Consider the following 13,927-nt stretch of genomic DNA (forward strand, 5'->3'; position numbering starts at 1 on the left):
ATGATATATTTGTTTATCTACAAATTATAAAAATTAAAATAATAAAAATGAAAAATTTAAAAACATTCGCAAAAGTTGTTTTTGCAACAGTATTAGTAGCAGGATTATCAGTTAATGCTTCTGCACAAAAAGAAGATAAAAAAGATGATAAAAAGGAAGTAAAACAAATTGAACGACCAGCTGCTGTTGGGCATGGAACTACCGATAAATATGTAGATTCAGCTTTTGATGTGTATGAAAAAAACCAAGAGTTAACTAAAAAATTAGGTGATATTAAAAATCATGCTGGAGAGGTGAAATCAATAAAAGCTGATTTAGAAGCACAACAAAAAGATGTTGCCACTTTGTTACAAACATCTGATGATGTGGTGAAAGAGGCAAAAACGATAACGCCAAAAACCAACTCAATGAAAGCTGTTAAAGCTATATCTCAAGCTACAAAAGCGTTAAATGCTACCAAAGATGCTTTGCCAGGACAAATTGAGCAAATTAAAACTCAAACTGCTGAATAAAATTTAATAGAATTTTTAAACAAAAAGAGCACTCTTATGAGTGCTTTTTTGTTTTATAAGGTTTCAATTTAAAAGGTTAGATTTTAAGAACAGAATTTGTTCAGAAAGTTTAAAGTCAACTTTTCTTCATCAATTTAAAAAGTTTCACTACTTCGTTGGTAGCGGCAACATCATGCACTCGCAAAATGGTTGCTCCTTTAGTTAATGCAAATGCATTTAAAGCAGTAGTGCCATTTAGTGCTTCGCTGGCTTTAATGTCCAATGCTTTGGTAATCATCGATTTTCTCGAAAAACCGACTAAAATAGGCAATTCAAAAAGGGTGAAATCATTTAAATGATTCAATAGTTCATAATTGTGTTCGATGGTTTTTCCAAAGCCGAAACCAGGGTCGAGCACAACATCTTTTACTCCTTTTTTGTAGAGTAAATCCAGCTTTTCGGTAAAGAAGTTTATCACCTCATTAGTTATGTTTTTGTATGTAGGGTTTTCTTGCATGGTTTGTGGTATCCCTTGCATGTGCATCATCATGTATGGAACTTTTAAATCGGCTACAGTTTCAATCATGTTTTTATCCATGTTTCCTGACGAAATATCATTAACAATTGCTGCTCCATTTTTAATGGCTTGTTGAGCCACTTCGGCTCTAAAAGTATCTATCGAAATTATTATTTCGTCGAATTCTTGTTTTAGTAAATTTATTATGGGTAAAACTCGATTAAGCTCTTCTTTTTCAGTAACTTCTAATGCTCCTGGTCGCGATGAATAGCCCCCAATATCAATAATTTTAGCACCATCACTCAACATTTGTTTAACATGGTTAACAATATCGGCTTCTTGCCTATGTTTTCCACCATCAAAAAAGGAGTCAGGAGTAAGGTTTAATATCCCCATAACTATGGGTTCGTCTAAATTTAGTAGTTTCCCGTCACAATTAATTGATTTTTTTTTCAAAAAAAATGTATCTTGCGGAGTTTCTTTAGTGAACATATTTTATAGTTATAGATAAAACGTAATGAGTAATACTTCTAAACAATACGATTCAATAATAAAGATTTGTAGCGACATTTTTACAAAAAAAATGAAAGATTATGGTAGTGCTTGGAGAATTTTACGTACAAGCTCACTTACCGACCAAATTTTTATCAAAGCAAAACGTATCAGAAGTATTGAAGAAAAAGGATTTAGCAAAGTTGATGAAGGTATCCGTTCGGAGTATATCGGCATTATAAATTATTGTATAATGGCGTTGGTACAGTTAGAATTAGGTTACAATGAAAATACCGAGCTTGAGTTTGCTGAAGCAAAGAAGTTGTACGATAAACATTTTCTTCAAGCAAAAAATTTGATGGAGAATAAAAATCACGACTACGACGAGGCATGGAGAGATATGCGTTTGAGTTCGTTAACCGATTTAATTTTAATGAAATTGTTGCGAACCAAACAAATAGAAGATAACAAAGGAAAAACATTGATATCAGAGGGTATTGATGCTAATTATTTGGACATGATTAATTATGCGGTATTTGCCATGATTAAAATTGAGTATAATAGTTAAAATAGTGTTAAACAATTAATTACTAAATGTTTGAAGAATTAATTTAGATTTTTTAAACTGCAACTTATGAAGTTAATAGGAACCATATCACGAATTTTAGTAGGCTCATTATTTATTGTGTCGGGTTTAATAAAAGCTAATGATACCCTAGGTTTTAGCTATAAATTAGAAGAATATTTCGAAAACGGAGCGTTGGCTTATCGTGTTAGAAACATGTTAGGGTGGGATTCGTTCTCGCTCGAATTTATGGCTGAATATGCTTTGGGTATTGCCATATTTTTGTGTGCATTAGAAATTATTTTAGGATTTACCGTGTTGTTCGCTACACGAATAAAAATCACAGTGTATTCGTTGTTAACACTAACAGTAGTGTTTTTCTTTTTAACATTACATACTGCTACTTGCGACCCATTAGCAACATATAATCAACCAACCATAGTGGTTAAAAATTCGCCTGAACATGAACGTATGTTGGTTCGAATGGAAAGTAACGACCAAATTACTATTGCTGAAGATGGAGCTAAAGAGGTAGTCTTTAATGAAAAATTACCAGTTCAATGTGTTACCGATTGTGGTTGTTTTGGCGATGCCATGAAAGGCTCGTTAGGTAGAAGCTTAACACCTTGGGAATCATTTTCAAAAGATTTGATTTTAATGATTTTGATTCTTCCTGTATTTTTTCAACGTCAAAAAATTAAAATGAATACACTTCGTGATGACGCTTTCATTTTAATTCCTGCTTTTGTAATGGTTGGATTTTATTCGTGGGTATTCTCATGGTATTTTCCATTAATTTTTACAGGTGTAGGTTTTATAGGATATATGCTTTTAAAATTTGTAGTTAAATCGGTAGCCACACAATTTATTCCAATTGGTTTTGTTGCAGCTATTTCTTTAGGCTTTATTTATTATACCTATGTTCATTTACCAATACGTGATTATCGCCCCTATGCTGTTGGCAAAAGCATATCAGAACAAATGACTCTGCCAGAAGGTGCACAACCTGATGTTTTTGAAAACATGTTTTATTACAAAAACAAAACTACAGGAGTGGTTGAGGAGTTTACAGAGAAAAATTACCCATGGGCTGATAGTAATTATGTGTTTGACGATAGAAAAACCAAGTTAATTATTGCGGGTGAACATCCTGCAATTACCGATTTTACTATTATTGCTGATGATGGTAACGATTATGCTCAAGATTATTTAAATGAAGAAGGCTATCTTTTTATGGTAGTTGCTTATGATATTAAAAAGACAAATTTAAAAACAGTTAAAAAGATTAATACATTTGTCGACCAAAGTAATTTGGAAGGACATTATACTATAGGATTAACAGCTTCATTGTATGAAGATGTAGAAAAATTCAGGCATGATAATCAAACCATGTTCGATTTTTTTACCTGTGATGCAATTACATTAAAAACAATTGTTAGAGCAAATCCTGGAGTATTATTATTGAAGAAGGGACAAATTTTAGCAAAATGGAATGCGAATGATTTACCTGATTATAAAGAGGTTAAAGAAAAATATCTAAAGTAAAACTTATACGTTGTTAAATTTTATAATAAAAAGGGTGTTGTATGGTTTTCTGGTTTTGGCTGGAGTAATTACCATTGTCTTTTTACTTTTTAATGTTCTTCCTGGTGATCCTGCTCGAATGATGATGGGGCAACGAGCTGATGAAGAATCGTTAAAAGTAATAAAGAAAGATTTAGGCTTAGACCAGCCTTTGTCTACTCAATTTGTAATGTATTTAAACGATTTGTCTCCAATCTCTGTTCATGATACAAAAACAGAGCACTATTTATATTTAGACCCTGACAAGTATGATTATAAACAATTGATGACTTTTGGCGAATCAAGTGTTTTGGTGTTTAAATCGCCATATTTGAGACGATCGTATCAAACTAAGCGGAAAGTATCAGAAATATTAAGTGATTATCTTTTAGAGACAGCAGTTTTGGCTTTAGCAGCAATGTTATTGGCAACTATTATTGGTATTGCCTTTGGTATAATTGCAGCACTTAAGCAAAATACTTGGATGGATCAATCGCTTTTATTTTCATCCATATTGGGAATGTCAGTACCTTCGTTTTATTCTGCAATTATTTTTTCTTGGTTGTTTGGGTATCTTTTATCGGAATACACTGGGTTAAATATGACGGGTAGTTTGTTTGAATACGACGATTTAGGTAATGGAGAGATTTTAAGGTTAGACAACTTAATTTTGCCAGCTATAACACTTGGGTTAAGACCAGTTTCTGCTATAATGCAATTAACCAGAAGTTCAATGTTAGATGTTTTATCACAAGATTACATTCGAACAGCTCGAGCCAAAGGGTTAAAATTTTATAAAGTGGTGATTAAACATGCGTTAAAAAATGCGTTAAATCCAGTTGTAACAGCCATATCAGGTATGTTTGCTAGCTTACTTGCAGGGGCATTGTTTGTTGAACAAATTTTTGCTTGGAAAGGAATTGGTTGGGTGCTTTATGATGCTTTAATGAAATTTGATTTACCCATAATTATGGGTGGAGTATTATTAACGGCAACAATCTTTGTGGTAATCAATATTATTGTAGATATTGTCTACGGGCTCTTAGATCCAAGAGTTAGAGTGAAATAAAAACACATGAGAAAAAAAATTGTAGCAGGTAATTGGAAAATGAATACAGATTTAAATCAAGCTATTGATTTAACTCGTCAAATCCGATTGTCTGATTTTAATAAAAATGCTCAGTTAATATTAGTTCCGCCATTTCCATTTTTGTTTAGTGTTGTTGAAACAACAAATAATTCAGTAATTCAGGTGGGAGCTCAAAATTGCAGTAAGGAAAGCAGTGGTGCATTTACTGGAGAGGTTTCTGCACAAATGTTAGCTTCTTTGAATGTAAAATACGTGTTGGTTGGACATTCTGAACGAAGAACTTATTTTAAAGAAAGCAATGCTGATTTAGCTGATAAAGTCAGTCAATGTTTAAGCAATAATTTAATACCTATTTTTTGTTGCGGAGAGTTGTTAGAAGAAAGAAAAAACGAAATTCATTTTGAGGTAGTAAAACAACAACTTTCCGAAAGTTTATTTCACTTGTCATCCGAGCAAATAAAACATATTGTCATAGCTTATGAGCCTGTCTGGGCAATTGGTACAGGTGAAACGGCAACACCTTTTCAAGCACAAGAAATGCATTTGTACATACGAAATTTTTTAGCTAAAAAATACGATCAAACTGTAGCAAACTCAATCCCTATTTTATATGGTGGAAGTTGTAATACTGCTAATGCCAAAGAACTTTTTGCTTTGCCCGATGTTGATGGGGGATTAATTGGAGGAGCATCACTCAAGGCGACAGATTTTGTTGCCATTTCTAATTCATTTTAACACAAGTACTTGTGGAATATTTCTGCTTTTAGCATCTTAATTTAAATTGCTAAAACAAAAAATCAAAAATCACGTTTAAATAGCTGAATAATTTAGCCTTGTTTTTAGGGTTTATTCGTATATATTACGATATTTGTAAGTTAAGCGTATGTAAACATTGATGCAGAAAGCAACAGCATATCTAGTTAAAAAATTGGTAATAGCCTTTGTGTTATTGCTAGTTAGTACTGTTTCCTATGGACAATGGTCTTTAGATGTTGTTGGTACGGTTAAAAAAGAAGAAACCAATAAACGTTTTGAAGGAGTTACAATTACTATAAAAAAAAATGGTTCAGTTTGGAAAACCATCACATCTGAATCTTCTGGTAAGTTTCAAGCTGCGCTTGAGCCAGATGGAATTTATTTAATTGAATTTTCTCGTCCAGGACACGTAACCAAACGTATAGAGTTTTCTACAAAAAATGTTCCGCCAGATGATGCCAAATATGGTTTTGAATTTCCAATGGAAATGAACTTGTTTGAAAAAATTGATGGTTTGGATGTTTCTATTTTAAATAAACCCATTGCTAAAGTGGCATTTAACCCTGCTACTGGCTACATGGATTATGACCCAGAATATACCAAGTCGATTAAAAATGAATTGGACAGATTAAAAGATGAGTTGGCAGCGAGATTAAAAAATCAAGAAGCAGAACGTAAGGCGAAACAAGCTAGTTACGATAAAGCTATTGCTGCAGCAGATAAAGCATTTAATGCACAAAAGTACCAAGAGGCAAAACCCTTTTATGATGAAGCTGCAAAAATTTTCCCTGACGAAACATACCCTTTATTTCAATTGGGGATTATTTCAGACAAACTTGCAGCAACAGAAGAGGCTAATAAACGATACAATACTGCTATAGCAGAAGGTGATAAAGCATTCAGCGAAAAAAAATGGGATGCTGCAACCTTGGCTTATCAAAAGGCGGTAAGCTATAAAGCTGATGAAAAATATCCAGCTGATAAAATCAAAGAAATTAAAGATATTGTAAACAATGAGAAAAAGAATGCTGAAGAATACAATTCTGCAATAGCTGCTGGAGATCAATTTTTTGGATTAAAAGATTATGCTAAAGCAAAGGAACAATATGTTAAAGCATCTTCGATTAAATCATACGAAGCCTATCCAAAAACCAAAATAACGGAAATTGACAAATTGTTAGCTGATGCTAAGAAAAAAGATGAGGAATATGCAGCAGCAATTTCTGAAGCCGATAATTTATTCAATTCGAAAGAATACGAAAAATCAAAAGCTTCTTACAATAAAGCTTTAGCGATAAAAGCTAACGAGGAATATCCTAAAAAGAAAATAGCTGAAGCGGATAAGATGTTGGGTGATATGAAAAAGTTGGAGGAAGAATATAAAGCTGCCATTGCAGCTGCAGACCAATCGTTTACTGCAAAAGAATATCAAAAAGCTCAAACCAGCTATCAACAAGCATCCGCAATTAAACCAACTGAAAAATATCCAAAAGATAAATTAGCAGAAATCAAAACATTGTTAGATGATTTAGCGAAGAAAGAAGCGGAAGAAAAACAAAAAGAAGCTGCTTATCAGGCTGCCATTTCGAATGGTGATAAGTCGATGGGTTTGCAAAAATACGATGTGGCTAAACAAGCTTACGAATCTGCTTCAGGAATTAAACCAACAGAACAATATCCAAAAGACAAGTTAAAAGAAATTGCAACTATTTTAGCCGATTTAGCTAAAAAAGAAGCAGAAAATAAAGCTAAAAATGAGCAGTATCAAAAATTGATAACAGAGGCTGATGGGTTAATGACTTCTAAAGAGTATGACAAAGCTAAAGGTAAATACCAATCGGCATCGGAATTAAAAACCGAAGAAAAGTATCCAAAAGATAAACTAAAAGAGATAGAATCTTTATTAGCTGAATTGGCTAAAAAAGAAGCTGAAAACAAAGCTAAAGAGGAGCAATACCAGAAAACAATTAAAGAAGCAGATGCGCTGTTGGCTTCGAAAGATTACAACAATGCAAAAGGTAAATATCAAGCTGCATTAGGTATAAAAGCTGACGAAAAATATCCAAAAGATAAAATAACAGAGATTGACAATGTATTGGCTGATTTAGCTAAAAAAGAAGCTGAAGAAAAGGCTAAAAATCAAAAATATAATGACTTGATTACTGAGGCAGATGCGGCTTTTAAAGCTAAAAATTATGATGTAGCTAAATCAAGTTATTCGGGGGCTTCTGCTATAAAAATCGAAGAAAAATATCCGAAAGATAAGTTGAAAGAAATAGAATCGTTATTAGCAGATTTGGCAAAGAAAAAAGCCGAAGAAGAAGCTGCTGCTTTGGCTGAAAAACAAAAAAATGAGAAATACCAAGCTTTTATCGCTTTAGCAGATAAAGGAATGGAAAACAAGAATTACGACATTGCAAAAACCAACTACAATCAAGCTTTAACAATAAAATCAACCGAACAATACCCAAAAGACAAGTTGGTTGAAATAGAAAATATCTTGGCTGAATTGGCTAAAAAGAAAGCTGCTGAAGAATCGGCTTTAATGGCTCAAAAAGAGAAAGACGAAAAATATAAAGCATTAATTACTGTTGCTGATAAGAGCTTTACTTCAAAAAGTTATGATGATGCCAAATCGAACTACAACCAAGCTTTGGGAGTTAAGCCAACCGAGCAATATCCAAAAGATAAGATAACGGAAATTGAAAAAATATTGGCAGATATAGCCGCTAAAAAAGCAGCAGAAGAAGCTGCAAATTCTGCAGAGAAAGAGAAGAATGATAAATACAACAAGATAATTGCTGAGGCTGATAATGAGTTTAAAACGACCAATTACGAAAACGCTAAAATCAAGTATTACGAAGCATCGGCAATCAAAAAGGATGAGCAATATCCAAAAGATAAAATAAATGAGATAACCAAGCTTTTGGCTGATTTGGCTAAAAAGAGCGAAGAAGAGAAATTGGCTTTAGAAGCTGAAAAGAAAAAAAGAGAATATTACAATGCTGTGATTGCTCAGGCAGAAGGTGAATTGTCAGCTAAAAAATACGACGATGCGAAACGTAAATTTACAGAGGCATCAACCATTTTACCTAACGAGACTTATCCAAAAACAAAAATCCAAGAGATTGACGATTTATTGGCAAAGTTGGCTGCAGAGAAAGAAAATGCATTAATGGCTGAAAAAGAGAGGGAGGAAAAATATAAAGCTTTAATTGCTCAGGCCGACAATAGTTTCTCTGCAAAAGATTATGAGAATGCCAAAACAACCTATAAATCGGCTTTAAATGTTAAGCCAAACGAAGGTTACCCGAAAGACAAGATTTTAGAAATTGACATCATTTTGGCTGAGTTGGCAAAAAAACAAGAGGAAATATCGTTAACGAACAACGCGTTAAAACAAAAACAAGACCGATACAACTCATTAATTAAACAAGCTGATGAGTCGTTTTCGAAACAAACCTACAAAGATGCACTAGGACTTTATAATGAAGCAATTAACTTAATGCCAACCGAAGCCTACCCGAAAGAAAAAGTAAGTCAAATTAATGCTTTGTTGGCTAATTTATCGCAACAAGAAAAAGATAAAGATGCTTTAGCAAAACAAGAAAAAGAAAAAAGAGAGCAATACACTTCTTTGATTTACGATGCTGATAGAGCATTTAAATTTGATAAGTTTTCTGATGCCAAGTATAAATACGAGCAAGCTTTAGGATTTTATCCTGATGAAAAATACCCAAAAGAACAATTGGCTGAAATTGAAATTAGAATGAAAAAAGCCAACGAAACCATTGTGGTAAGTAACGACCCAAATGGTCCGAGGGTAAAAATTACAGATGCTAAAGACAAAGAGTTGGAAGCAATGATGGCTGATTTATTGAAGAATAGAGAAGTGGATAAAGGAATAGCCGTAGAAAATTACAAAAAAGAAGTAGAAGGTGCAGAGGCAGTGTTAGTTTCATCATCCTATAATAAAATAACTGGAGCTCATGATAATTTAAAGGGTTTGGAACAAGATATGAAATCGCAATATGAAGAGGCGAATAAATATCACCAACAAAACCATGAAGAATTAGTTGCTGCTAAAAAGGAATACGAAAGCACTGAAAAAACATTGATTTCGAGTGCTGAAAACAAACGTCAAAAAGCTAAAGCTGATAATAATGACATGGAAGAAAATATCCGATTGTATAATGCTAGTCAGGATAAACAATTGGAAGAAAAAGTACAGGAATTATACGCTTTTGCTGACCAAGTGATTGAAAATGATTTGATGTTGCAAGAGAAAGCAAACGATAGAAGAGCCAACAACAAAAAAGAATTGGCAAACCAAGTAGAGCAAATAAAAAGCGACGTTGAATTAGCTGAAAAAAGAAGAAAAGAAAGAGAAATGAAGGTTGCGGAATATACGCAACAACTGAAAGACCAAGAGGATGTGTTGATTACAAAATCGCTTGACAGAAGAAAGTATAGCAGAGATAGTTTAGATGAAATGGTTACTGCCATGCATAAACAACAGTTGAGAAGTTCTAAGTTTTATGAGTTGAACGTAACCAAAATGGAAGAATACAAAGAGGAAATAGCTCGTTTGGAAAAACAACGAACTGAAGATGCTACCTCAAAAAGAGAAATTAGTTTACGAGAAGTAAATGAATATGAAGAAGAAATAAAATTATCGGCAAAACGTCAAGAACAAACGTATAAAGATAAAACAGCTTATTTGCAAGGGTACAAAAATGAATTGGCTAATCAGGAAAAAGATAGGGTAAATGCCCATGCGGACAACAGGCAAAATGCTAAAAGTAAATTAGAAAAAGTAGAAAAAGAGCGTAAAGAAATGAATGCATCCAAATCGCAATACCATTTACGTTTTTACGAAAAACTAGAGCAAGAAAGAGCTAAAAACGACCAAACCTTGGCTGATTTAAATACGCTTTCGTATAAAAAAATCAGAAACGTTAAGCCACATGATGTTTATGTTGGTGAGCTTAAACCAAGTGAGAATTTAGAATTGTCGAACAAATATCCTCAAGGAATAACAGAAGAGACTACTGAAGAAGGCAATGCAGTAATCCTAAAAAGAATAAAAGTAACAGGTAAACATGTGGATGTTTACGAAAAAATATTCTACAAATGGGGTGGTAAGTTTTACACCAAGAATGGTTATAACATTACCGAAACACTATGGAATTTAGAATCCATTGAAAAGTAAAAGCCTCCCCAACCCCTCCGAAGGAGGGGCTACTTTGAGAAGTAAAAATTGAAAAGTGAAAGGAACTAACATGCAATGACAATCAAAAAAACAATACATCAATTTTTTTAATTTTATCAAATGAAACATATTTTAATTATTGCTTTTCTATTCTCCAACTGGTGCTTCGCACAAAGTAAAACAGAATTTACCTTAACGCTAAAAGATGGTAACATTGTTACTGGAACCACAAAGGTTTCAAAAGTGGTATTAAAAACCAGTTATGGACAGCTTGATGTGCCTATTCAAAATGTAACATCAATAGAACTTGGAATACATCCAGAAAATGCTCAAAAAACAAACATTACCAATTTAGCCAAACAATTGCTGAACTCTAACGAGGAAATGAGAAGCAAAGTTTACACGGCTTTAACAGCTCTTTCTCAAGGTGCAATTCCTGTTTTAGAAGAGGTTATATTAACAGGCACTTATGAGCCAAGTAGTTTTAGCGATTTTACTTTATCAAATGCTTTAAACGAGTTAAAGGCTACACATGGCATTAGTAGTAACTACAAAACCAACGATGTGGTGATGATTGATTACGAATACAACATGGGCGGAATTTATGAATTTGCTAACATTGAGCTAAAAACGGAGTATGGTACTTTAACCATTCCAAGAGATAAGATTCAAAAAATTGATGTAAGCTATTTTGATGGGGATAACAATGGAAGCAAAACATTCAAGTTAATGGCTTCTACACACATTAGTTCAAACATTAATGGTGGTTGGTTTAAAACGGGTATAATGGTCCGACCAGGACAAACCATAAACATTACAGCTACTGGAGAGGTGACTTTAGCGAGCTTGTCAGGCAGTAAATACAAACCAGATGGCTCGGTTAAAAATACGGTGAGTGAAAATTATACCGACAGTTACAATTCTTCATCCACTTATCCTTCTTATGGTAATGTAGTTTTTAAAATAGGAGAAATAGGTGCTTCTACTAAAGCAGGAGCTTCATATCATGCTAAATCAAGCCAGAGTGGAATGTTGTTTCTTTCCATTCACGAAACAGTTTTTAATGCTTCAAACAGTGGGTTTTATACCGTAAATGTTTCGGTGAAGTAAGCAATGGGTAAAACAGCATTTACCATAACAGCTTTATTGTGTTGGAGTTTTACCATTTCTTGTCTTAATAATTCAGCACAATCTTTACCTAGTTTACCTGAAACGATTAACATTGATACTACTTCGTATCGTTACGAGTGGCTTAATTACAATTACAAAAATGCTTTGGTAAACATAATTACCCCTCCAGCAGATTATCAACGATTGAAATCTCCTAAAAACTCTTTTGCAGCGTGGTTGCAGCATTTACCCATAAAAACAGGCGACAATACGGTTTATTTGTTTGATGGAAACAAGAAAAGAAACCAAAACGCTCAGTTTAAGGTGTTAAACATTGATGTTGGCGATAAAGATTTACAACAATGTGCAGATGCGGTAATGCGGTTACGTGCCGAATATCTGTACTCAAGCAAACAAACAGCTAAAATAAAATTTAATTACACCAATGGCGTAAGCATTCCTTTTAGTAAATGGAGTAGCGGTTATTACCCGAAATTACAAGGCAACAAGGTAGTTTGGGTAAGTAGCCAAAACAATGCTTCGTATGCGAGTTTTAAAAAGTACCTAATCAACATTTTTTCTTATGCAGGGACATCATCGTTGAGCAAAGAATTGCGAGCTGTTGAGTTAAAAGACATACAAATTGGTGATGTTTTTATCAAGGGTGGTTTTCCGGGTCATGCTGTAATAGTGGTTGATGTAGCTACCAATGCTAAAACGGGTGACAAATGTTTTATGATAGTCCAAAGCTACATGCCAGCACAAAATATTCATGTATTAAAAAATCCATCCAATACCAATTTAAGCCCTTGGTATAGCGTTGCGGCAATTAAACAACACGTTTACACGCCAGAATGGACTTTTGAAACCAATGAATTAAAACGATTTATAGATTAATGAAACAGCTAAAAACGACGTTGTCAATTCGAGTGTCCCGCTTTTTTGCGGGATGTATCGAGAATAGAAAAAATGTTGTTCTCGATACTTTTTCTTTTAGAAAAAACTCGAAAGGACATTTTTTCATTTTTATTTTACTTGCTTTTTTGGGTTGTTCTGAGTCTGCTAAGGAACTAGCTGATGCCACAACATTAACCAATGTTAAATTAAATTATGCTACTGGTTTTACCATTGAAAATGGGGTGGATTTTAAAGTATTAACCTTAAAAAATACTTGGAAAGGAGAAAGCACACCTTACCAATATGTGCTGTATAAAAACGAAAAACCGACTGGTTTTGATGATGCAGTTTTTATAAAAACACCCATAAAATCAATCGTTTGTTTTAGTTTAACCCATGTGGCTTTTATTGACAAATTAAACGAGTTAAGTTCAATTAAAGGTTTGTCAGGTTGCGATTATGTGAGCAACGAAAAAGTGTTGAGCAGCATTAAAAACCAACAAATAAAAGAAATTGGTAACAACCAATTGGTTAATTACGAATTGTTGGTGGAACTTATCCCCGAAGTAGTGATGACGTTTGGTATTGATGCATCATCATCATCAAAAATTGATAAGTTAAAAAAGTTAGGATTAAATGTGGTGTTAAACTCCGAATACATGGAAAACCACCCGTTAGGAAAAGCTGAATGGATAAAGTTTGTAGCCGCTTTTTACGATAAAGATTCGTTGGCTGAACTAATTTACAACGACATTGAGGAAAAATACAACAACTTGGTAGAACTCACCAAAACAGTAACCAGCAAACCAACCGTTTTTGTGGGTATGCCTTGGAACGGAGCATGGTATTTGGCTGGAGGAAAATCGTTTCAAGCACAATTGTTTACCGATGCTGGAGCGGAATATTTGTGGAAACAAAACGAAGAAACTTCAAGCTTTATGGTAGACAAAGAAGTGATTATTGAAAAAGCCATAAACGCTGATTATTGGATAAACTTAAATGCCTACAACTCTATTAAAGAAGTAACCGATGTTGATGCCAAACTCAACAACTTTAAATCGGTTAAAGAAGGCAAGGTGTACAACAATAATAAAAAAATAAATGCTACTGATGGTAACGATTATTGGGAATCAGGGGTTATCAACCCAGAAGTGGTATTAGCCGATTTAATTAAAATTTTCCACCCCAACTTATTACAACATGAGTTGGAGTATTACAAGCGGTTGGAGTAAAA

10 protein-coding genes are annotated in these 13,927 nt (G+C 33.6%); 9 read left to right on the top strand and 1 reads right to left on the bottom strand.

From position 1 onward, the window contains the following. Positions 1-47 precede the first annotated feature (47 nt). A complete protein-coding gene (locus H6589_03815; protein MCB9173713.1) occupies positions 48-512 on the top strand; it encodes a hypothetical protein in 465 nt (154 codons plus the stop codon). A 115-nt stretch (positions 513-627) separates the two neighbouring features. Here the strand turns inward: H6589_03815 and folP are convergent, their stop codons facing one another. After that, complete coding sequence (gene folP, locus H6589_03820) at positions 628-1,500, bottom strand: dihydropteroate synthase (GenBank protein MCB9173714.1); 873 nt, start codon at positions 1,498-1,500, stop codon at positions 628-630. 25 nt (positions 1,501-1,525) lie between these two features. On the opposite strand from folP, the gene H6589_03825 reads away from it, so the two are divergent. The 8 genes from H6589_03825 (at position 1,526) to H6589_03860 (ending at position 13,925) form a co-directional block, all read left to right on the top strand. Next, entirely contained in the window at positions 1,526-2,068 is a 543-nt protein-coding gene (locus H6589_03825; protein ID MCB9173715.1) for a DUF1599 domain-containing protein, read from the top strand. A gap of 66 nt (positions 2,069-2,134) precedes the next feature. Then, positions 2,135-3,610, top strand: coding sequence for a hypothetical protein (locus H6589_03830; protein MCB9173716.1), 1,476 nt, complete (start codon positions 2,135-2,137; stop codon positions 3,608-3,610). Between the two features lie 10 nt (positions 3,611-3,620). Continuing rightward, positions 3,621-4,697, top strand: a complete 1,077-nt coding sequence (locus H6589_03835; protein ID MCB9173717.1) for an ABC transporter permease — start codon at positions 3,621-3,623, stop codon at positions 4,695-4,697. A gap of 6 nt (positions 4,698-4,703) precedes the next feature. Next, positions 4,704-5,453: a triose-phosphate isomerase gene (locus tag H6589_03840; protein ID MCB9173718.1), complete on the top strand. Its 750-nt coding sequence runs from the start codon at positions 4,704-4,706 to the stop codon at positions 5,451-5,453. A 160-nt stretch (positions 5,454-5,613) separates the two neighbouring features. Continuing rightward, positions 5,614-10,686, top strand: a complete 5,073-nt coding sequence (locus tag H6589_03845; protein ID MCB9173719.1) for a hypothetical protein — start codon at positions 5,614-5,616, stop codon at positions 10,684-10,686. A gap of 120 nt (positions 10,687-10,806) precedes the next feature. Beyond that, complete coding sequence (locus H6589_03850) at positions 10,807-11,796, top strand: hypothetical protein (protein ID MCB9173720.1); 990 nt, start codon at positions 10,807-10,809, stop codon at positions 11,794-11,796. Positions 11,797-11,799: 3 nt separating this feature from the next. Continuing rightward, positions 11,800-12,693, top strand: a complete 894-nt coding sequence (locus H6589_03855; GenBank protein MCB9173721.1) for a DUF4846 domain-containing protein — start codon at positions 11,800-11,802, stop codon at positions 12,691-12,693. After that, positions 12,693-13,925, top strand: a complete 1,233-nt coding sequence (locus tag H6589_03860) for an ABC transporter substrate-binding protein (GenBank protein ID MCB9173722.1) — start codon at positions 12,693-12,695, stop codon at positions 13,923-13,925. Before H6589_03855 ends, H6589_03860 begins: the two co-directional genes overlap by 1 nt. The last annotated feature ends 2 nt before the right edge of the window (positions 13,926-13,927 follow it).

It is taken from the genome of Flavobacteriales bacterium, from assembly GCA_020635795.1.
Taxonomy (GTDB): domain Bacteria; phylum Bacteroidota; class Bacteroidia; order Flavobacteriales_E; family Vicingaceae; genus Vicingus.